Annotated in this window: 16 protein-coding genes and 8 tRNA genes; 22 read left to right on the top strand and 2 right to left on the bottom strand. The window is 38.9% G+C overall.

Annotated features, from left to right (window positions below; translation table 11 throughout):
• The 12 genes from HCJ54_RS14590 (at position 1) to HCJ54_RS14535 (ending at position 5,456) form a co-directional block, all read left to right on the top strand.
• Positions 1-73 (top strand) — tRNA-Phe (locus tag HCJ54_RS14590).
• An 11-nt stretch (positions 74-84) separates the two neighbouring features.
• Positions 85-168: transfer RNA gene (locus tag HCJ54_RS14585), tRNA-Tyr, on the top strand.
• Between the two features lie 9 nt (positions 169-177).
• A tRNA-Trp gene (locus HCJ54_RS14580) sits at positions 178-251 on the top strand.
• 20 nt (positions 252-271) lie between these two features.
• Positions 272-347, top strand: a tRNA-His gene (locus HCJ54_RS14575).
• Between the two features lie 18 nt (positions 348-365).
• A tRNA-Gln gene (locus tag HCJ54_RS14570) sits at positions 366-437 on the top strand.
• 5 nt (positions 438-442) lie between these two features.
• Positions 443-514 (top strand) — tRNA-Gly (locus HCJ54_RS14565).
• A 16-nt stretch (positions 515-530) separates the two neighbouring features.
• Positions 531-604, top strand: a tRNA-Cys gene (locus HCJ54_RS14560).
• Between the two features lie 40 nt (positions 605-644).
• A tRNA-Leu gene (locus tag HCJ54_RS14555) sits at positions 645-728 on the top strand.
• A gap of 699 nt (positions 729-1,427) precedes the next feature.
• Positions 1,428-2,180, top strand: coding sequence for a DeoR/GlpR family DNA-binding transcription regulator (locus HCJ54_RS14550; protein WP_187138156.1), 753 nt, complete (start codon positions 1,428-1,430; stop codon positions 2,178-2,180).
• Entirely contained in the window at positions 2,177-3,088 is a 912-nt protein-coding gene (gene pfkB, locus HCJ54_RS14545) for a 1-phosphofructokinase (protein WP_187138155.1), read from the top strand. The genes HCJ54_RS14550 and pfkB overlap by 4 nt, the downstream gene beginning before the upstream one ends.
• Positions 3,089-3,103: 15 nt before the next feature.
• The gene (locus tag HCJ54_RS14540; RefSeq protein WP_187138158.1) at positions 3,104-4,993 is read left to right on the top strand and encodes a PTS fructose transporter subunit IIABC; all 1,890 of its coding nucleotides are present in this window, start codon (positions 3,104-3,106) and stop codon (positions 4,991-4,993) included.
• Between the two features lie 118 nt (positions 4,994-5,111).
• Complete coding sequence (locus HCJ54_RS14535) at positions 5,112-5,456, top strand: helix-turn-helix domain-containing protein (protein ID WP_187138154.1); 345 nt, start codon at positions 5,112-5,114, stop codon at positions 5,454-5,456.
• Positions 5,457-5,503: 47 nt separating this feature from the next.
• On the opposite strand, the gene HCJ54_RS14530 is transcribed toward HCJ54_RS14535, so the two are convergent.
• On the bottom strand, positions 5,504-6,154 hold the full coding sequence (locus HCJ54_RS14530) for a competence protein ComK (protein WP_185410010.1): 651 nt from the start codon (positions 6,152-6,154) through the stop codon (positions 5,504-5,506).
• A gap of 273 nt (positions 6,155-6,427) precedes the next feature.
• Here HCJ54_RS14530 and HCJ54_RS14525 point away from each other — a divergent pair, with 273 nt between their 5' ends.
• The 9 genes from HCJ54_RS14525 (at position 6,428) to HCJ54_RS14485 (ending at position 20,521) form a co-directional block, all read left to right on the top strand.
• On the top strand, positions 6,428-6,661 hold the full coding sequence (locus HCJ54_RS14525; protein ID WP_185410011.1) for an IDEAL domain-containing protein: 234 nt from the start codon (positions 6,428-6,430) through the stop codon (positions 6,659-6,661).
• Between the two features lie 164 nt (positions 6,662-6,825).
• Positions 6,826-10,302: a helicase-exonuclease AddAB subunit AddB gene (gene addB, locus HCJ54_RS14520; protein WP_187138153.1), complete on the top strand. Its 3,477-nt coding sequence runs from the start codon at positions 6,826-6,828 to the stop codon at positions 10,300-10,302.
• Positions 10,299-14,024: a helicase-exonuclease AddAB subunit AddA gene (gene addA / locus HCJ54_RS14515; protein ID WP_187138152.1), complete on the top strand. Its 3,726-nt coding sequence runs from the start codon at positions 10,299-10,301 to the stop codon at positions 14,022-14,024. Before addB ends, addA begins: the two co-directional genes overlap by 4 nt.
• Positions 14,025-14,027: 3 nt before the next feature.
• On the top strand, positions 14,028-14,888 hold the full coding sequence (locus HCJ54_RS14510; RefSeq protein WP_187138151.1) for a fumarylacetoacetate hydrolase family protein: 861 nt from the start codon (positions 14,028-14,030) through the stop codon (positions 14,886-14,888).
• 21 nt (positions 14,889-14,909) lie between these two features.
• The gene (locus HCJ54_RS14505; RefSeq protein ID WP_187138150.1) at positions 14,910-15,269 is read left to right on the top strand and encodes a YisL family protein; all 360 of its coding nucleotides are present in this window, start codon (positions 14,910-14,912) and stop codon (positions 15,267-15,269) included.
• A 34-nt stretch (positions 15,270-15,303) separates the two neighbouring features.
• The gene (locus tag HCJ54_RS14500; protein ID WP_187138149.1) at positions 15,304-16,206 is read left to right on the top strand and encodes a YitT family protein; all 903 of its coding nucleotides are present in this window, start codon (positions 15,304-15,306) and stop codon (positions 16,204-16,206) included.
• Between the two features lie 396 nt (positions 16,207-16,602).
• On the top strand, positions 16,603-17,286 hold the full coding sequence (locus HCJ54_RS14495; protein WP_187138148.1) for a FadR/GntR family transcriptional regulator: 684 nt from the start codon (positions 16,603-16,605) through the stop codon (positions 17,284-17,286).
• A gap of 494 nt (positions 17,287-17,780) precedes the next feature.
• Entirely contained in the window at positions 17,781-19,085 is a 1,305-nt protein-coding gene (locus HCJ54_RS14490) for a PTS sugar transporter subunit IIC (RefSeq protein WP_185410016.1), read from the top strand.
• Positions 19,086-19,102: 17 nt separating this feature from the next.
• The gene (locus HCJ54_RS14485; RefSeq protein ID WP_187138147.1) at positions 19,103-20,521 is read left to right on the top strand and encodes a glycoside hydrolase family 1 protein; all 1,419 of its coding nucleotides are present in this window, start codon (positions 19,103-19,105) and stop codon (positions 20,519-20,521) included.
• 353 nt (positions 20,522-20,874) lie between these two features.
• On the opposite strand, the gene HCJ54_RS14475 is transcribed toward HCJ54_RS14485, so the two are convergent.
• Positions 20,875-21,684 (bottom strand): Cof-type HAD-IIB family hydrolase, encoded by an 810-nt coding sequence (locus tag HCJ54_RS14475; RefSeq protein ID WP_187138145.1) that lies wholly within the window; start codon positions 21,682-21,684, stop codon positions 20,875-20,877.
• A gap of 161 nt (positions 21,685-21,845) precedes the next feature.
• On the opposite strand from HCJ54_RS14475, the gene yjfP reads away from it, so the two are divergent.
• Positions 21,846-22,598: an esterase gene (gene yjfP, locus HCJ54_RS14470; protein WP_187138144.1), complete on the top strand. Its 753-nt coding sequence runs from the start codon at positions 21,846-21,848 to the stop codon at positions 22,596-22,598.
• Positions 22,599-22,640: the final 42 nt, after the last annotated feature.

Raw genomic sequence — 22,640 nt, 5'->3', positions numbered from 1 at the left:
GGCTTGGTAGCTCAGTTGGTAGAGCACTTGATTGAAGCTCAAGGTGTCGGCAGTTCGATTCTGTCCCAAGCCACCTTAATTTTTGGAGGGGTAGCGAAGTGGCTAAACGCGGCGGACTGTAAATCCGCTCCTTTGGGTTCGGCAGTTCGAATCTGCCCCCCTCCACCATATTTTTATAGGGGCATAGTTTAAAGGTAGAACTAAGGTCTCCAAAACCTTCAGTGTGGGTTCGATTCCTACTGCCCCTGCCAAAATAGTAAATTGAATAGTGGCGGGTGTGGCGAAGTGGTTAACGCACCTGATTGTGGTTCAGGCATTCGTGGGTTCGATTCCCATCATCCGCCCCATTTTTAATACTTAAACGATGGGCTATAGCCAAGCGGTAAGGCAACGGATTTTGATTCCGTCATGCGCTGGTTCGAATCCAGCTAGCCCAGTTATTGCGGAAGTAGTTCAGTGGTAGAACATCACCTTGCCAAGGTGGGGGTCGCGAGTTCGAACCTCGTCTTCCGCTTATTTTTCTTATGAATGGCGCCATAGCCAAGTGGTAAGGCAGAGGTCTGCAAAACCTTTATCACCGGTTCAAATCCGGTTGGCGCCTCCATTGAATTTTTCTTAAGAATACAGTATAATGATATTATTATGCCGGCGTGGCGGAATTGGCAGACGCGCTGGACTCAAAATCCAGTGATCTCACGATCGTGCCGGTTCGACCCCGGCCGCCGGTATCAAAGCAGCCCCAACACCTTCAAAAGTGTTGGGGTTTTTGTTTTGATTCTATATTAATTGCGGGGCAAAAAAGGGTACGAGTTATGCCTCGTTGTTAAAAAGATAATATGTTTTTAATATGCTTCTTTAGCTGTTTGTGGAGGAAATTGTTACATCTCAGAAAGACAGCAAATTAATAGAACCAGTAGCATTAATAGAAGATATTATTTAAAAATAATCTATTAAAACAGAATTTATAGTTTATTTTTAATATGAGTATAAAATGCTAAGAAAAATGATGGTTGATTATGTCTAATTAATAGACACAATTTAGACATAAAATTGTAAAAAAACAATAAAAATAAGGAAATTTTGATGTAAAATTTTGGATATATCGCACAAAATGACGTCAATTAAGTTCATGAGTGGCGTTAAGAATGCATAAATTAGGAGAAAAGAACTCTTTCAAAATCGTTCAATGACAAATAATAGTATAAAAAATTAATAGATAGATAATTATTTTGGGGATTAATGTATATTTTTAATGACTACGGAAAAGATTGATTAAATAGTTCCGTGAAAAAATGCCCTTAAAAAAATACCAATATCGGAATAATTGCCCGAAAGACATAGATATGAAAAAAAAAATATACATATGAAAGAATTTGATTGACTGTGAATGTTTTTGGTGTTATTCTTATGGTGAATGGAGGGGTTATATGCTTAATGCGGAAAGGCATAACCTTATAATAGAACGACTAAAGCGTAATGGTAGCGTAAAACTAATGGATTTGGTTGAAGTTTCTGGATCTTCGGAATCAACAATTCGTCGTGATTTAGCGGAATTAGAAGAGATGGGAGTATTAAAAAGAGTGCATGGAGGAGCAATACTCGGTCAGGATCGAACTATCGAAATGAGCATGATTGAAAAATCAGTCACAAACGTTCAAGCGAAAAAAGGAATTGCTGAATTAGCTGCTTCAACAGTTGTGGAGGGAGATTGCATTTATTTAGATGCTGGGTCTACAACCTTTGAAATGATTGATTTTTTGAGAGGACGCAATATTACGGTTGTTACTAATGGCTTGATGCATGTAGAGGAATTAGTTAGTTTAGATTTAGATGCGTATATTCTCGGTGGAAAAATGAAAGCGAGAACAAAGGCCATTATTGGGGCGATTGCTTTAGATAATATCGCAAATTACAGATTTGATAAGGCTTTTATAGGTGCAAATGGTGTCCATTTGATTGATGGTTACACAACGCCTGATATGGAGGAAGCCTTGCTGAAGCGCCGAGCGATGTCACTTGCTGATGAGACTTTTATTTTGGCGGATGCCTCTAAATTGCATCATAGCCACTTTGCTAAAATATTTGATTTAGCGGACGGAGTGCTTATTATGAATCAAGTAAAACCAGAAGAAAAATCAATACTCATGAAAAAGACAAATGTTTTGGAGGTACAAGAATGATTTATACAGTGACACTGAATCCGTCAATTGATTATATTGTAAGGGTAGAGGGGTTAAGGTTAGGTAGTTTAAATAGGATGGATAGTAATTTGAAGCTTCCTGGTGGTAAAGGCGTGAATGTTTCTCGTATTTTGAATCAATTAAGAATAGATAATTGCGCGTTAGGCTTTTTAGGCGGCTTCACTGGTGATTTTATTCAAAAATGGTTAGAATCGGAGGGAAGTAAGAGTAATTTTACAAACATAGCTGATGATACGAGAATCAATATCAAGCTTAAGCATGGTGAGGAAACGGAAATAAATGGTGTTGGCCCTATTATTAATATGGATGAGATAGCTTCATTTTTTGAAAAATTTGATGTAATGAAGCAAGGGGATATTGTTGTTCTATCAGGTAGTATACCACCTTCTATTGGAAGCGATTTTTATGATCAAATAATTGCAAAATGTGAGGCGATGGATGTAGCGTTTGCGATTGATACAACGGGTGATAGCTTATTGAACACCTTACGTCGAGGTCCTTTTCTCATAAAACCGAATCATCATGAACTAGCTGAGCTTTTTGGTGTTACTTTTAGTGGGATAGAAGATATTATTTTTTATGGTAAAAAGTGTTTAGAGCTTGGCGCTAAGCATGTGATAGTATCGATGGCAGGTGATGGAGCACTGTTGTTTGTAAAAGATAAAGTCTATAGATCTAATACCCCAATTGGAGTGGTAAACAATTCTGTAGGTGCTGGGGATTCAATGATTGGTGGATTTATTGGCACTTATACAAAAAATAAAGATGTTTTAGAGGCGTTTAAGGTTGCTGTGGCTACAGGAAGTGCAACTGCTTTTTCTACGGATTTAGCAACATATGAGGCGATACAAAAATTAATTCCAGAGGTTGAAATTACAGAAATTTAATTAGGGGGCTACATGATGAAAATAACAGATATTTTGAGTCAGGATACAATGATACTTTCGTTAAAGGCAACAACAAAAGAAAGTGCTATTGATGAAATGATTGCTAAGCTTGTTGAAGCGGGGAAAGTGAATGATGCTACTCTTTTTAAAGCAGAAATAATGAAACGAGAGCAAGAGAGCTCTACAGGGATTGGTGATGGTATTGCCATGCCTCATGCAAAAACAAAGGCTGTTAGCAAGCCTGCTGTCGTTTTTGCAAAGAGTGAGAATGGGCTTGATTATGATTCTTTAGATGGTCAGCCGGCTTCTCTCTTCTTTATGATTGCAGCGACAGATGGAGCAAACCAAACGCATTTGGAAACACTTGCAGCTTTATCTAGATTGCTTATTCACCCTGATTTTGTTGAGAAATTGAGAGGATCTACAAGTACCGATGAAGTTGTAGCTCTATTTGACGAAGCACAAGCAGAGGCTGAGGAACCAGAAGTAAAGGAAGATAGCAGCTTATCAGACATACCGTTTGTTGTCGCAGTTACAGCTTGTCCTACAGGTATCGCGCATACATACATGGCTGAGGATGCTTTGAAAAACAAAGCTAAAGAAATGGGCGTGGATATCCGAGTAGAAACAAACGGCTCAGATGGTGCTAAAAATAAGCTGACGGCAGAAGAAATTGAAAGAGCGAGCGGTGTCATTGTTGCGGCTGACAAAAAAGTAGAGATGGCTCGCTTTGATGGGAAGCCTGTTTTAGAAACACCGGTAAGTGATGGAATTAGAAAACCAGAAGAACTGATCAATAAAGCCATTGCTAAAGATGCTCCAGTGTACCATCATAGTGGAGAAAAAGATAGTTCTTCACCTGATAGTTCTTCACCTAATGGGCAGCGCGTTTCTATCGGGAGTCGGATCTATAAAGATTTAATGAACGGTATTTCTCACATGCTACCATTTGTTGTCGGTGGCGGTATATTATTAGCTTTTTCGTTCTTGTTAGAGCAATACTTCCCAAGTGCTAAGGCATTTACCGATATGCTTGGAGCGATTAGTGGCGGCAAAACAGGTGCGTTTATGTTCTTAATTCCGATTTTGTCTGGTTTTATTGCAATGAGCATCGCGGATCGTCCTGGCTTAATGCCCGGTATGGTCGGTGGACTGCTTGCGGCTACATCTGATGCTGGCTTTTTAGGTGGACTACTTGCAGGTTTCTTAGCAGGTTACGTCGTACTTGGGTTAAAAGTTCTTTGTTCTAAAATGCCTAAGACACTTGAGGGGTTGAAACCCATTCTTATATATCCTGTGTTAGGATTACTTATTACGGGCGGATTAATGTATTTCATTTTTGATCCTGTTTTCTCAACGATTAATAAGTTTTTAGTAGATCAATTACAGTCATTAGGAACGGCGAATGCAGTTATCTTAGGAACTGTTTTAGGTGGTATGATGGCGATAGACATGGGTGGCCCATTTAATAAAGCTGCTTACACATTTGCGATTGGAGTTTTTACAAGTACAGGAAATACAGATGGTGCATTCATGGCAGCTGTTATGGCTGGAGGAATGGTTCCACCACTGGCGATTGCAATGGCAACAACTATATTTAAAAATAAATTTACATCAGATGAACGTCAAGCTGGCCTCACAAACTATGTTTTAGGACTATCTTTCATAACGGAAGGTGCTATTCCTTTTGCAGCAGCTGATCCATTAAGGGTTATTACTTCATGTGTAGTAGGGTCTGCAGTGGCTGGTGGGCTGACTCAATTCTGGCATATCAATGTTCCAGCGCCGCATGGTGGTATTTTTGTTGCAGGATTGGCTAATCATGCAGGGTTGTTCCTGTTATCAATCTTGATTGGGACAGTAATATCCGGACTTCTATACGGGTTTTGGAAAAAAGCGAAATAGGAGGAAAAGCTGCTCTAGAAATGGAGCAGTTTTTTTGTACGTTAAAGAAGTTTACACAATAATAGTCGAAATATCTGTAGTTCATTGCTATAATGAATGTATAGGAAGGGGTGAGGGTATGGATTTTGGAGAAAAATTAATAGCACTTAGAAAAAAACATCGATTAACTCAAAAGCAGTTAGCAGTAAAGATTGGTGTCACATCTTCTACAATTAGTAAATATGAGAATGATAATCATAGGCCACCTGTATTTATTCTTGCTAAATTGGCGGAGGAGTTAGGGACAACAACTGACTTTTTATTGGATGATGTAGCAGGTCTTAGGGAAAAAAATTCAGTGAATGCTTTTCCTCTGATTGGGAATCCAGAACTAGAAAAATGGTACTTAGAATTGCCCTACTCCTATTCAGAAGAAGAACTATTACTTTTGAAAAGAATTTCGGAAGCGTTAGGAAATAATTAATTTTAGAAGAGGCAGCCACAAACCGGAAAAAGGTGACTGCCTCATTTTTATTTCTCTTCTTCGTCTTCTTTCTTCTTTTTTTGTTTCTCATCGTTAGAGAGGCTAAAATCAAGAAAATGATCATTGGCTTCTCGAACTTCGCTAATAGTATAAGGTTCTCGACTTTCTGCCGTAAGAGAGATGGGTGGGAACAATAGATTGGAGTACGGATACTCACTTTCCACGCTACGCATTTTTTGAGAGAATTTCATATGTAGCATGGAAACTCTGGCCATTTGATTGTTGAATGTAGCGAAAGAAACAGATAATTTTATTTTTTGTTTATTATTAAATAGGATAGTTGTACAGTTATAGTTGGAATCATAGTACTCTGAGATATGTTGTGGGAAGATCCAAATACAATCATCTCTTCCGGCTGAAGTTGTTGGGAAAGCATAGGTGAAGCTAGATGGATCAATCATGATTGGAGGCTTGTGAGTAACGCCTGTTAAGAAGCGTGTCCCTTCTTTTCTACCTTCATAACTAGATCCAAAATATTGGCAGCTTGTTTTAATTAGAAATAATGGGGTAAAACTAGATATACGATGATCGTTTAATTCAAAGATTTCTGATTGCACCCCTGATTTTGTTTTTAGAGGCAGGATTATCATGGTATGGGGATTGACCTCATACACTGGCATTTTCATTTTCTTGGACATAGTGTCACTCCTTTGGATGTATAGTAAGTAGTGTAAATGCACCGAGTTAAGGTTATGGAATATCCGGTTTGTTTTTGAAAAAATCTTAGGTACACCTACTTTGAAGCTATCTGTCAGTGGTTCATCTCATTTGCTAGCTTGAGTATAGCACAGCTAATTCTTGAAGTCACTATTTTTTCTAAAAATTCTATTTTTATAAAGAATATGACTTTTTAACCCCTTATTCCTATTTTTTCATTGTGGTAATAAAAAATTAAGAAGGAGTGATCAGTCATGGAAATGCGAGATTTTTCAAGTTCATTAGTTAATCAAGTTGGAGTTCTAAAAGGAGAAAAAGAGTTAGTGAATACATTTATTGAGTGCTACATGACAATGCTCCTTGATGAACACCGGATGCAACAAGTAAAGGATGAAATTGATACAGCTCTAGATAATAACGATAAAGAGAGGTTTTATCTTTTAACAGAGAAATTAAACAAAATGCAGCAGGAAATGCTGATTTTTTAAATAAACAAAGCGAAAACTAGAGCCTTTTGGGCTCTAGTTTTTTTGTCATTTGTTGAAATTGAATTATAGTGATAGACTGAAACTAGGAATTTAAAATAAATATGGTCGAGTTGAGTAATATGTGTTATGATATAAAAACAAACATACGTTCGGTGGTGAGTGGAATGAGTTTACAGTTTATTATAGGGCGCGCGGGTACGGGGAAAACTAGGCTAGTAATGGACCTGCTAGAAGAGCGAATGAATAGCACAGAGGGGGAGAATTGTGTTTTCTTAGTTCCAGATCAGATGACTTTGCAAACCGAGACGGTATTTTTTGAGCGTGAGGATATTGCAGGATTATTACATGCGCAAATTTTTAGTTTTAGTCGTCTAGCTTGGCGTATTTTACAAGAGACTGGTGGCTTGGCTAGGACTTTTCTGACCGATTCTGGATTAGAAATGGTGATTCGTAAAATAATGCTTGAGAAGCAGGATGAATTAAAGTTGTTTGGGAGAAATGGTTCTAAAAAAGGATTTATTAAAGAGTTGGAACAGATTTTTAAAGAGATGAAACAATGTTGTGTTGAACAGGAACAATTGCAAGGTTTCGATAATGAAAGTAGCGTTGATTTAAATAATAAAATGGCAGATATAGCAGTGCTTTATAAAGCCTATGAAGAATTGCTAGCTGGGAAATATTTAGAGAATGAGGATTATCTGGGGCTGCTTGCGAATGCCATTTCTGGTAGCCAATTTCTAAGAGAGAGTACTATTTTTATTGATGGATTTCATGAATTTTCACCACAAGAGTATTTGATTTTAGGTGAACTATTTGCTACTTGTAAAAATGTGACAATTGCGTTGACATTGGACCAAGCCTATAGTATGAATAATTTGCAGGAGTACAATTTATTTCAACTCACAGGAATGACTTATGCGAACTTAAAAGAAATTGCGCAGAACAAAGTTTGTGAGATATTGCCTGATGTTGTTTTAAAAGATAATCATCGCTTTCAAAATGAGGATTTAACCTACTTACAGGAGCATTGGGGTATGTTTTCTGCGATGGAATTTGCTGATGCTACACCAAGTCTAGCTATCGATGAGGCCAATAATCGACGTGCAGAAATTGATGGGGTTGCGAGGCGTGTTAGAGAGCTGGTATTAGAGGGGTATCGTTACCGAGATATGGCTATTTTACTTCGAAATGCGGATGCATATGAGACGATTCTAAAGGCTTCTTTGAGCACGAACGATATTCCTTATTTTATCGATAAGCAACGGACAATGGCTAATCATCCAATGGTTGAATTTCTTCGTTCTAGCTTGGATGTAATTCGCACTAATTGGCAGTATGAGTCTGTGTTTCAAGCTGTTCGAACAGAATTTTTCTTCCCGTTAGAGGTTAGTAGTAGTGCTTACCGGGGGAAGGTAGATATTTTTGAGAATTATATATTAGAGAATGGAATTTATAATAAACGTAGGTGGATGGATAAGCGACCTTGGACTTATCGGAAAATACGTGGGTTAGATTTGAAGCAAGGGGTACAAACAGATGATGAGAAGGCAAAAGAAGCTACGATTAATGAAGTAAGAGAGCAAATTAAAACGCCGCTAATGAGCTTAGAAAAACGATTGAAAGCTGCTAATACTGGCCGAGCACAGGCGAGTGCGCTTTTTGAGTTTATGTTGGATGTACAGGTTGATGGACGTTTAAATATGTGGCGTAAACGGGCGGAGGAGATGAATGAGCTTGAGTTAGCGAAAGAACACGAACAAGCTTGGAAGTCGGTTGTGGCTTTGTTGGATGAGTTTGTGGAGGTTATGGGCGATGAGGAGCTTCCGTTTGATATTTTCTTTGATATTATTAATACAGGGCTCGATGCATTGGATTTTGCTTTGCTACCACCATCGCTAGATCAGCTAATTGTTGCTGATATGGATAGCTCAAGGCTGCTGAATATGAAGATTGTTTTTGCCGTAGGTATTAATGATGGCGTTTTGCCGATGAAGAAGATGGAGAGTGGTATTTTATCGGATGAAGATCGAGATTATTTAAATCAATCAGGAATTACGGTTCGGCCTAGTGGGAAGAATATGCTTTCGACGGAAGAGTTTCTTGCCTATCGTCTGTTTACGCTACCCTCAGAACGCTTGTTTTTGAGTTTTCCTAATGCAGATGATAATGGAAAGGAATTGTCAGAATCGAGCTATATTAGGCGTATAGAAGCGATTTTTCCAAAGCTTGAGAGAGGGCTTTATTTGAGTGATCCTTCTTTATTGGATGATTCAGCAGAGCAGGCGGCTTATATTTCAACACCAAGATCTGCAATTGCTCTCTTAACAGCACAAATGCAGTATAAGAAAAAAGGATATCCGATGTCTTCTGTTTGGTGGGATGCTTACGATTTTTTCCAATCTAATAACAAGTGGAGAAGCCCTGCTTTACGGATTTTAGAAAGTTTATTTTATCAAAATAAGGCGAAGAATATTTCCGAAGAAGCTTCAACTTCTTTATTTGGAGAAAATATTCATGCGAGTGTTTCAAGGATGGAACGATTTTATAGTTGCCATTTTCAGCATTTTGCGCAGCATGGCTTGAAGCTGGAGGAGCGGGCGCATTTCAAGCTGCAGTCAGTGGATATTGGTGAAATATTTCATGGAGCTATGGAATGGATTTCAGCTGAACTCCGGAAGAATAATTTGGAATGGGGAGAGTTGTCAGTAGAGCAGTGCATGAAACTGGCGACACTTGCTATGGAATATTTGGCGCCCAAGCTACAACATGAGATTTTGCTTAGTACAAAGAGGTTGGAATACATTCAGTATAAGCTCTTAAATATCATTATACGGGCTACACGTGTATTGAATGAGCAGGCTAAGACAAGTAAGTTTAAGCCTGTTGGATTAGAGGTTGATTTTGGGGTGAAGGGAGAAATACCACCTTTGAAATTACCACTTAATGATGGGCGAGAACTTATTTTACAAGGAAGAATTGATAGAATTGATGAGGCGGAGCAGGGAGAACGGACATTTTTAAGAATTATTGATTATAAGTCAAGTGCTCATGATTTACCGATGACCGAAGTCTATTATGGGTTAGCCTTGCAGATGTTGACTTATTTAGACATTGTTGTAGAGAATTCAGCGAAGCTTATTGGAAAAGTGGCAGAACCTGCTGGAGTGCTATATTTTCATATGCACAATCCGCTTGTTCATGCGGATAAGGACTTAACGGAGACAGAGATTGAGAAGGAATTATTGAAAAGTTTTCGGATGAAGGGATTAGTTTTGGATGATGCATTGGCGGTATCGCTTATGGATACGGAGCTTGAGGCTGGTAAAACATCTTCGGTCATACCAACAGGACTGAAAAAGGATGGTCATTTTAATGCACATTCGGCTACGGCGACAAAGGCAGAGTTTGACACTATGCGGCAGTATGTGCGTCATCAATACACGAGGGCTGGGAATAAGATTATTGATGGGGAAGTCTCAATTAATCCTTATAAATTAAAGGAACGGACACCTTGTCAATTATGTGCATTTCGATCTGTTTGCCAGTTTGATGCCTCGCTTGAGAGCAATCAATATCGTAAATTAGAGAATCAAAAACGGGAAGATATTTTGAGGAAGATGCGTGAGGAGGGGCAGGAATGAAAAGGATGATTCCGGTAAAACCAGAGGACGTCACTTGGACGGATGACCAATGGAATGCGATACATGCAAGTGGCCAAAACATTCTTGTTGCTGCTGCTGCTGGATCTGGAAAAACAGCTGTTCTAGTGAACCGGGTAATCGAGAAAATTGTAGACCAAGATGCACCGATAGATGTGGATGAGCTACTTATTGTTACATTTACGAACGCTTCTGCTGCTGAAATGAAGGCTAGAATTGGCAAGGCTGTGGAGAATGCTTTGTTGCTTGATGAATCGTCTGCACATTTGAAACGGCAGATTGGCTTGCTCCACTATGCCTCTATCTCTACGCTTCATTCGTTTTGTTTAGATGTGATAAAAAAATATTACTATTTGGCTGATATTGATCCAGAATTTCGTTTGATTGAGCCTATTGAAAGTGCAATGGTGCGTGATGAGGTGATGGATCAGTTATTGGAGGAGCATTATGGAATTGCAGAGAATATTGCATTTTTTGAGTTAGTGGATACTTTTTCTGGTGATCGGTCAGATGATGATATTGGAAAAGTTGTTGGCGAACTTTATGATTTTTCACGAGCGCACCCTGAACCTGAGGCATGGTTGAGTGCGATTCTTACTAACTATGATGTCGGTGAAATAACAGATGTGTCAGCTTTGCCATTTTATTCGATGATTGAGAAGCAATTAAGTATGACGTTGCGACAGGCGGAGCATTTTTTGAAACATGCGATTTTTTTATGTGGTGAGTCAGCTGGTCCAGAGCCCTATTTAATGACACTTGAGAATGATTTGGAGCAAATTCGATTTTTGATGCAGGCACTTAAACAGAATTGGAAGAGTTTGACGGATAGTTGGAAGGCCACCAAATTTCAGCGGATTGCAACTTTGAAAAATAAAGAGTTGTATGATGAAGATTTAGTCGATCAGGTAAAGAAGCTTCGAGATCAGGCTAAAAAGGTTGTGACAGATGCAGGAAGTGAGTGGTTTACACGAGAGGGTATTCGGTATATTTCAGATTTAGAGAAAATGAAGCCGACCATCGAAACTTTAGTGGAGCTTACCAAAGAATTTTCGGTGCGTTTTTATAAGGAGAAAGTTTCGCGAGGAATGCTTGATTTTAATGATTTAGAGCATTTGGCACTGCGGATTCTGAGTGATCCAGAACAGGCAGGTGCTCCGTCTAATGCGGCAGTGGGGTATCAGGAGAAATTTAAAGAAGTTTTGATCGATGAATATCAGGATACCAATATGGTGCAGGAACGTATATTATCACTAGTTACGGCACCTTCAGAGGCAGAGGGCAATTTATTTATGGTTGGCGACGTGAAGCAGTCGATTTATCGTTTTCGGTTGGCGGAACCAGGTTTGTTTTTGGCGAAGTATCAGCGTTATACCGAGGGTGGCGATGGGACTGGATTGAAAATTGATTTATCACAGAATTTTAGAAGTCGCGGGGATGTACTTGATACAACGAATTTTATTTTCAATCAGCTGATGGATACGGAAGTCGCAGAAATGGAATATGATGAGCAAGCGGAACTGGTTTTAGGTGCTCATTTTCCAGAGTCTGATAATACTCAGACGGAACTTATTTTGATTGATATGGAGCAGGATGAAAAATCAAGTGAAGAGGATGAATTGGCGCCGGAACAGTTGAAAAAAAGGCAAGTAGAGGCGCGTTATATTGCGAAAAGAATTGCCACATTGATTGCTGATAAGACGCCTGTTTTTGATAAGAGATTGAAACAATACAGGCCGATAGAGTACCGAGACATCGTGGTTTTATCGCGAGCGCTCACGAGTGCACCTGATGTGGAGGATGCGATGAAGGAGCTAGATATTCCGTTTTATGCAAATAATAATTCGGGATACTTTGAGGCGACGGAGGTTGCTATTATGGTATCTTTGCTCAAAATTATCGATAATCCATATCAAGATATTCCGCTAGCTTCTGTATTACGATCACCGATTGTTAATTTGGATGAGGATGCGTTGGCTCGCATTCGTGCCGCTGGGAAAAATAAACCGTATTTTGAAGCCCTAGAAATATACTCGGTTTCTGAAACGGGAGATTTGGCTTTGCGAGTACAGTCTTTCTTGAGACAGCTAAGCAAGTGGCGAGAGTTGTCTATGCGTGAGAACTTGGCAGATTTGATTGCGCAAATTTTTCAAGAGACGCATTTTTATGATTTTGTTGGTGGTTTACCTGGTGGAAAGCAGAGACAGGCGAACTTACGAGCATTGTTGGATCGTGCTAATCAGTATGAGAAGACCGCATTTCGTGGTTTATTTCGGTTTATTAGGTTTGTCGAGAGATTACAGGTGAAGGGGCAAGATCTTGGAACTGCTAAAACGCTGGGAGAAAAAGAGGATGTTGTCCGCATGATGACGATTCATGCCAGCAAGGGCTTAGAGTTTCCTGTTGTATTTTTATCTGGATTAGATCGTAAGTTTAATATGCGTGATATTTATAATAAATATTTATTTGATAAAGACTTTGGCTTTGCAACACGGTATAATGATTCTGTAAAGCGATTAGTATATCCATCCATTATGCAACAAGCAATTAAGTATAAAAAGGTTGCTGAGATGATGGCGGAAGAAATGCGCGTTCTATACGTAGCCTTGACGCGGGCAGAAGAGAAGTTGATTCTGGTTGGTACACTCCCAAATCTTGAAAAAGCGGTTACAGAGTGGGAACGTAATTTGATGTATCCGGATTGGATATTGCCAGCAAGTATAAGATACCAAGCGAAAAATTATTTACAATGGATGGGCAATGCTTTTGTAAGGCACCCGGATTATCTGGATCAGATGGAGAAGGGACTTTTACCTGATGCGGTTCGTTTACCTACGAATATGGGTCTGGTGATTAGAAAGTATCATTGCCAGGAATTTTTAATGGTGGACGCGGATGTTCGCTTGGATTCAAGTTGGATAGATATTGTGAAGTACGGGAAGGAGCCTGTGGAGCAATCACCTTATTTTGAGCAGATTCAGGAGCGCCTTTCCTTTCATTATGGCTTTACAGAAGAAACGACCATCCGATCGAAACAATCGGTGACGGAAGTAAAGCGCCAGTTTGCTGTTTCGGATAGCTTTAGTGATACGCGATTTACGAGAAGTACGCAACCGGTATCGTTTGAGCGACCTAAATTTTTACAAGAAAAACAATTGACGGCAACGGAGCGGGGAACTGCGATGCATACGGTGATGCAGGCGCTGTCTTTAAACGAGAGACCGACTGCAATAGGAATAGAGTCATTGCTTGATGAACTTGTGTTTAAGGAGATTATGACTAAGGAGCAGGCGGCATCTATACAAGTAGATCTTATATTGAATTTCTTTGATAGTGCTTTAGGGCAACTGATGCTTGCCAACCCAGACTTTACTCAGCGGGAAATTCCGTTTAGTTATAAGATTCCTGCAAATCGTTTGCATCAAGATGTGGGTACGATGGAACAGATTATCGTTCAAGGGATGATTGATGTGATGGTGGAGCTTGATGATCAGCTTATTATTATTGATTATAAGACAGATCAGATAACTGGGAAATTTGAAAATGGCTGGCTTGGGGGAGAAGCTATTTTGAAGAAACGGTATCAGGTGCAGATGGATATGTATAAAGAGGCTATTGAGAAAATTAGTGGTAGACAAGTGGATCATGTTTATTTATACTTTTTTGATGGGGATCATGTTTGTGAGCTGATAGGGGGAAATTAGAAAATGAAGTGGATTAGCTTTAGAATTAGTGGTAGGGAGTCATTTGGTATCGTTAAGGGAGATAGAATTATTGATATTAGCGCATTCTTCGCAGAGTCTGAGTGTCCGCGTACATTGGTGGAGCTTATTTCGCAACCGGAGAAATTGGCTCATATTGAAAAGCAACAAGAAGCGATGCATGGTGCGATTCCGTGTAAGGATGTGCAGTTTTTACCGGCGATTATACCGCCGAATAATGTGATGGCGGTTGGGAAGAATTATCGGAAACATGTGATGGAGATGGGGAGCGTCGCGGATATTCCTGAGGCGATTATGATTTTTACGAAGAGCAGTAATACACTGGTTGGGCATAGAGGGACGATTCCTTTACATGCGGGTGTGACTAGTGAACTCGATTATGAGGGGGAGCTCGCGGTTATAATTAGCAAGGAAGTGACGAATATTTCTGAGGCAGAGGCTTTGGATGCGATTTTTGGCTATACGATTTTGAATGATGTGACGGCGCGCGATTTGCAGGTGAAGCATAAGCAATTTTATTTAGCGAAAAGTTTAGATGGAAGTTGCCCGATTGGTCCTTATGTGGTTACGAAGGATGAAGTTGGTGACCCGAGTGCATTACGGATTCAGACATGGGTGAACGGGGAGAAGCGGCAGGATGGTACGCTGGATCAGCTTATTTTTCCTATTGCGACGATTATTTCGGATTTGTCTAAAGGGCACACACTTATGCCTGGGGATGTCATTGCAACGGGGACGCCTGATGGGGTTGGTAAGGCGATGAAACCACCGCGTTTTCTAAATGAAGGAGATACGGTTACAATTACAATTGAAGGCATTGGAACGTTAGAAAATCAAGTTATGTAAAGAGGGGAATGGGAAATTTTTATGTGGTCTTATATCCATTTGATTTCATGGGTTGGTATCGTAATTTTTACATTGGTTGCGTTGGTTATCTATAAGAAATCGGTAAAAGTGTTTACCATTATGCAAATGTGTAATCGGGTGTTTTATATTACGGTTATTTTAAGTGGCATTATGATGATGCAATATAGCTTTAGCGAGCATATTGTTGTGTCGGTTTTTAAAATATTGCTTGGCTTGGCAACAATTGGTGTTGTGGAAATGCTACTTATCTATCGGAAAAAAGAGAAGCCATCGAAGCTCTTTTTTGTGTTGTTTATCGTGTGCGTGATTGCAACAGTGAGTGTTGGTTTTTATTTATCTGGAGGAAGACCGCTATTTTAAGCGTGCTTAATTTTTTTGAAAGTGGGAAAATGGGTTGAATCAACAGCAAATTTATATTGATGGTACGAAGAAATTTTTTATTGCAGTGCTTGCTGCATTGCTTAATGCGATTGGAATGAATTTCTTCTTAATTCCTGCGCATGTATATGCAAGCGGCTTGACAGGGGTTGCACAGCTGACATCGGATTTATTACAAGATGGTATTGGTATTAGTTTGTCGACGGGGTTGCTTGTCTTACTGCTAAACATTCCAGTGGCGGTGTTGGGCTGGTTTAAGGTTGGCCGGGCGTTTACGGTATTCAGTTTTGTGACGGTTGCTTTTATGTCGTTATTTTTGATTGTGATACCGGTTCAAGAGGTTTCTTCGGATATTTTATTGAATGCAATTTTTGGTGGAGTTATTTCTTCTGTGGGGATTGGTCTTGCGCTTAAGTTCGGGATATCTTCGGGAGGGCTTGATATTATCGCGATGTATATTACGATTAAGACGGGGCGCTCTTTTGGGAAGTATTTTTTGATGATGAATGGGGTTATTATTCTGATTGCTGGCTTTACATATGAGTGGACATTTGCTCTTTATACGTTGATTTCATTGTATGTTTCGAGCAGGGTGATTGATACGATTCATACGAGACATCAGAAATTGACGGCGATGATTATGACGCAAAATCCAGAAGATGTGATTAAAGGGATTCAGGATAACATGTTTCGCGGGATTACAGTCGTTGAGGCGATTGGGGCGTATTCGAAGGAAAGCGTGACGATGCTTGTGATTGTGATTACGCGATATGAATTGTATGATTTGACGCATGTTGTTCAAGCTGTGGATCCGCGATGCTTTATTAATGTTGTGGAGACGTCTAGTGTATTTGGTGATTTCCGTTCGGAGGCTGATCAGAAAATGGCGATGGAGATGTATAGGACTAGAATGCATTAATGATGAAAAAAGCCAAAATAAGCACGCGCCGAGTGAATGGTGGACTTATTTTGGCTTTTTTGTGGATGCTTTTATGATTGCCCATATGGCCATGAAAGCGATGAACCAGCAGAAGATAATGATAATGGCTAACATTGTTTAACACGTCCTTTGGAGAAGGTCTATGCTTTGAGTATATCATTTTTCAACTACCTATTAAAAGTTATACAAATTAAGAAGAGTATTATAAAATGAAATTACAGTGTTTGGCAAATCGGAACCTATAGTATGACTGACATTATACAGAATAAGAAATAAAGTTACCTATGTTCACTAATTAGTTAGTTGGAATTTGGTCATAGCGTAAATTTACAAAATGCTAATAATACATCAGATGATTAGAGAGGAGAAAATAAAATGCGTGAAAATTTGGTGGAAAATACAGCTGATAAATTACTTGAATATATACGTTTAAAAGAATTTAATTTGGGAGACAAATTACCTAATGAATATGCCCTTGCTGAGGAATTGCATGTTGGACGAAGTACCATCAGAGAGGTAGTCAAAGTATTAGTTGCGCGCAATATACTACAAGTTAGACAAGGTTCTGGAACATATATAAGTGAGGAGAAAGGTATTGTCAAAGACCCCTTAGGATTTTCTTTAATTAAAAATAAAAACAAAATGATTAAAGATTTGTTTGTCTTAAGATATATATTAGAGCCTCCAATGGCAGCTTTAGCAGCAAAAAATGCTACAGCCAATCAAATAAGCCACATGATTCACTTAAAAGATGCTATCGAAGTTTCCTTCAAAAATAATACGGATGAGCATATAGAATTAGATATAGAGTTGCATAAAACTATTGCAGAAGCCAGTGGGAATATCGCGCTTTCTCACATTGTGCCGATTATTAATGAATCTATCGCTTTGTTTAATGAAAATTATAATGTAAGTAATTTAAAAACTGAAACAGTAGAACTGCATAATGACTTGGTAAACGCTATTGCCAAACACGATGAACTAAGCGCATTGGATGCCATGACAGTACATATGGCGAACAATAGAAAGGAGTTTAGCAAAGTTAGTCAGTCAACCTAACAAAAACTATTGACAAGTCATCTGATGTATTTTATTATAAATACATCAGATGACTTGTTAGGAGTGATGCATAGAGAATTAAGCTATGAATGGTTGACTCAACAAATTTAGTAAGTTTAATTGCATGAAGCAGGACAACAACTAGCATGATGCGAACGTTGGAGACGTGTGGGTGAAGCAATATACAGAGTCTTTCAAGCATAATATTGAATCAGAGTTTTTTTAAAATAATTGAAAGCGTAATCATGCATGATGAGTGATTAGAAATTACATAAAGACTCTGGAAAATTTATCTAAAATCGGCATGTAAACTAGTTGTTGCAATTGTATGTCTAGGGATGGTTCGAGTTCTCCATACTTTTAAAATTTATTCGAAATAGACTAAATAGTTAGAAATAATACTATTTTCTGCGCACAATAATTAAGTTGGGTAGCTAGTAATAATTATGAAATGATAGATAGAAAACATTAAATAAATAGGGGGTCAAAAAATTATGGGAAGCGGATTTATGGGGAGATTATCAGATGTCTTAGGAAGATTTGCAACCAAAGTGAATAGTTTACGCTATATCATGGTAATTAAAAATGCCTTTTCTGCACTTATCCCGGTTATTATCACAGGGGCATTTGGTACATTATTTTCAGCGATGGTTTTCGATGCGGAAAATGGATTAGCAAAAATTCAATTCTTGAGCTTTCTAGCGGAGCTAAAACCTATTGCTTCATCGATTAGTTATGTTACTTTAAGCTTTTTAACAATTTATGCTGTTTTCCTGATTGGGATTGAGTTAGCCAAGCTGAATAATTTGAAAGGGGTTTTTCCTGGAATAATTGCGGTGATGTCGTATTTAGCGGTTACCCCAACAATTTATGGATTCTTATCTGATGATAAAAATATACTTGTAGAAAATGTTTTAGCTAAACAGTACACAGATACAAAAGGTTTATTTTTAGGAATGATCGTTGCCATCGTATCTGTAGAATTATATAGCTGGCTAGGCCGTCAAAAAAGATTGCAAATCAAAATGCCCGATACAGTACCAGCCAATGTATCAGCTAGTTTTTCCGCATTAGTTCCTACTATAATTACAATTGCAGTTATGGCTACCGCAGGATTCGCTGTTAAAGCAATGACAGGTATGTATGCCTATGATATTATTTATCATCTTGTACAACGGCCTTTAGAAGGAGTCGTTCAAGGATTGCCTGGAATATTACTTCTAATGCTGATAGCGCAAATTTTCTGGGTGATAGGGATTCACGGTAACCAAATGATTAAACCGATAAGAGAACCATTGCTACTTGCATCAATCGCAGTAAACACGGAAGCATTTGAATCTGGTAAAGAAATTCCTAATATTATTACGATGCCTTTTTGGGATATGTATATGAGTATAGGTGGTTCTGGAGTGACGATTGGGCTGCTTGTTGCCGTTTTCATGGTCGGTAAAAGAGAAGATATGCGTGAAATAACAAAACTTTCTTCAGCACCAGGCATTTTTAACATTAATGAGCCCGTCATTTTTGGTATGCCAATCATGTTGAATCCAATTTTGGCTATCCCGTTTATCATTACGCCGCTAATAACAGGTACAATAGGCTATTTCGCAACAGCAACAGGTATAGCAGCTAAAGCAGTAGTGATGGTTCCATGGCCAATGCCGCCTATTGTGAATGCTTATCTAGCAACCGCCGGAGATTTGGGTGCAGTAGCTACGCAAATTGTCTGTATTATAGTTGCCATTCTTATCTATTTACCATTTGTTAAAATATCTAATACAGCACAGCAAAAAAATTAGTAGAAAAGAGGAATATTATGAAACTATCCATACCTGAAAATTTTATTCTTGGCGCGGCCTCATCAGCTTGGCAAACGGAAGGCTGGAAGGGTAAGAAAGAAGGCCAAGACTCCTATCCTGATTCGTGGTATAAAAATGAAAAATTTGTTTGGCATAATGGGTATGGCCCTGCAGTAGCGACTAATTTTATGGAGCAATATCAAGAAGACGTTGATTTAATGAAAGAGATTGGCCTTACTCATTATAGGACTTCTATTAATTGGTCCCGCTTTTTTACTGATTATGAGAACTTAATTGTTGATGAGGACTATGCAGGGCACATTGATGATGTTATAAACGCATTGTTAGAAGCGAATGTGGAGCCTATGCTGTGCTTGGAACATTACGAATTACCAGTGTATTTATCTGAAAAATATGATGGTTGGTCGTCAAGAAAAGTAGTAGATTTATATGCTGGCTATGCAAAGATAGCTTTTGAGCGCTATGGAGATAGAGTGAAGCAATGGTTTACTTTCAATGAACCAATAGTTCCTCAAACACGTATCTATCTAGACGCTATCAGATGGCCTCACGAACAGAATACTAAAAAATGGATGTTATGGAATTACCACAAAGCATTAGCAAGTGCGCAAGCTGTTAAGGCATATCGTTCCCTAGGACTAAAGGGAAGAGTAGGTTGTGTATTAAATCCTGAAATGGTATACGCTAGGTCAGATTCAAAAGAAGATAAAAAAGCTGCGGAAATGTATGATTTGTTTTATAATCGAGTCTTTTTTGATCCTATGGTTAAAGGGAAGTATTCATCGGAACTTATTGCGTTATGTACGACATTTGATATCTATTTTAATCCTGATGATAACGACTTATCAATAATTAGCGAAAATACGCTTGATTTTTTAGGGATTAATCAATATTATCCAAAAAGAGTCAAAGCTCCAAGGTATGAGTGGAATAAGACGACGCCATTCCATCCTGAAATGTTCTTTGAAAATTTTGATTTACCAGGGAAGAAAATGAATGATTCACGCGGATGGGAAATATATCCGAAAATTGTATATGATATGGCTCACTATTTAAAAGACAATTATGGAGATATTCCATGGCTTATCACTGAAAATGGAATGGGCAGAGAAAATGAAGAAGCGTATATGGATGATCTGGGCACTGTAAATGATAGCTATAGAATTGATTTTATTAAGCAGCACATCAAATGGTTACTTAAAGCCGTTGAAGAAGGGTCCTCTTGTGAAGGATACATGTTATGGGCGTTCACAGATTGCGTTTCTCCGATGAATGCCTTTAAAAATCGATATGGCCTCATAAGAATTGAACTAGACGAAAAAAGAACGCGTTCGAAAAAAAAATCAGCGGAATGGTATGGATCAATTATTCAAGACCGGGTATTAGAAATAGCCGACGAATGTGAATGGAAATAGCATTGCGTAGACTATTTAAGTTTATGATGGACTAGGAGGCATATTAAAGAATACAATTTGAGTCCTCACGATAACGTATTTGAATCATGAGGACTCATTAATAGATGCAGGAATCTCTTCCATACTTATTTTTTCCCCGTATATGCAAGGAGAACGTGCCCCAATTTGGAATGAAAAACAAACCGGAAGTTTTAAAGGATTAAGTATTACTCATGGACGTCCGGAAATTATGCCATCCGTTTTGGAGGGACTTAATTTATGAAAATGGAAAAAATACATAGCAAGAATCTAGTTTCAGATTGTTGCTACGTATTTTTCTAGGTCAGAGAATCTTTTGTTTCTGACTTTCTATTTTAAACGCCGAGATTTTCTTCTAGATACACTGCGATACCATCTTCTTCATTGGTTAGTGTGACTGTGTTTGCAACATTTTTCAGTGGTTCAATGGCATTACCCATCGCAACGCCAACGCCTGCATAGTCGAGCATTTCAAGATCATTATCTTCATCACCAAAAGCGATGATATCTTTGCGGTCAATGCCTAGAACTCGGCTTGCAGCTTGAACACCAATTGCTTTATGCACGCCGAATTTGGTCATTTCCATTGCCGGCCATTCTGCGCCCCAGTTGCGATACGTCACGATGTTGGAAAGGCGTGTATCCATATGGTTACTGATTTCTTGCAACATGTCGTGGCTTGCGAAAAATAGTAGTGAGGTCGGGTCTGTTGTCATTGTATTGCGCAAATCACCGATAAAAACATTGTCCTTACCTTGCTGGAACATATCTGGAACACTGGCGTTGCGCTCACGTAAGAAAACACTATCTTGAACCTCTGCTGCAATATTATCAAGTGCATAATTCGTTGAAAAATCAAGTAGTTCGTGTGCTGTTTTCAAGTCAATCGCTTGGTGATAGGCGTCGCTAAACTTGATATCACGCGGATGATGGAATACGGCGCCGTTAAAATTCACAATCGGTGTGTCCAGAGCTAATTCATAATAATACATATGGCTCATACGATACGGTCGACCCGTTGCAATCATGACTTCATGACCATTTGCTCGCGCATTTTCTAATGCTTTTTTTGTTCGATCCGAGATGGTTTGATCAGCTTTTAGAGCGGTTCCATCAAGATCAAGAACGATTAATTTTTTTGTCATATATGTCTCCTCATTCTTTTCATAATTCGTATATCTAGTCCCCGTTTTGATAAAGTGATAGAATAGATAGTATACCTTCATGATAGACGTTCCTAGGCGCTTTGTAAATGTCTAAGGATTTTACAAAAACTTAATAAATGACGCGGAAATGAGGCTTATCAATGATTCAAGTAGAGCATAAATGTATAAAAGAAATTCCAGTCCTACATATTTTTGACGGGACACATGCGACCGAGAAATTACCGACTGTCTTTTTTTATCATGGTTTTCAATCGCAAAAGGAATTGTATTTGCCGTATGCGTATTTGCTAGCGCAACGTGGAATGCGTGTGATTTTGCCAGATGCACCGATGCACGGGGAACGGCAGGCCGGTGAATCCGATATGGAGCAAGAAATTTATTTTTGGGATACGGTTCGAGGGAATATTGATGAATTACCGATATTAAAAGCGGCGCTAGATTCAGAAGGTTTGATTGATACGTCGAGGCTTGCTATAGGTGGTTTTTCGATGGGGGCGATCACAAGCTTTGGAATGTTAGCGCAGTACGAGTGGCTAAAAGTGGGCGTTTGTCTCGCTGGTAGCTCTTACTACGGGCATTTTGCGAAGGCGCTAGCGGATGGTGTCATCAAACAGGGACTCCAGTTTCCATTTGACGTGAACGAGCGGATACTTGAGTTGGCACCATATGATTTAAGTGCGGCTCCCGCGAAGCTCAAAAATCGCCCATTGATGATGTGGCATGGTAAAGAGGACGACGTGGTGCCATTCCAATACAGCGAGAAGCTATATGAGGCGCTAGTTGAGGAAGATATGTCGGATAATGTGGCTTTCATAGTGGACGAAAAAGCAAAACACAAAATCTCGATGGAGGGTATGCTCGCAGGTGTCGGCTTTTTAGAGGAAAAATTATAATGAAAATCATTCTCAACTATGTTACAATAATGAGAGAAAATC

It is taken from the genome of Listeria grandensis (assembly GCF_014322885.1).
GTDB lineage: Bacteria > Bacillota > Bacilli > Lactobacillales > Listeriaceae > Listeria_A > Listeria_A grandensis.
This window is presented reverse-complemented; position numbering and strand designations above follow the sequence as displayed.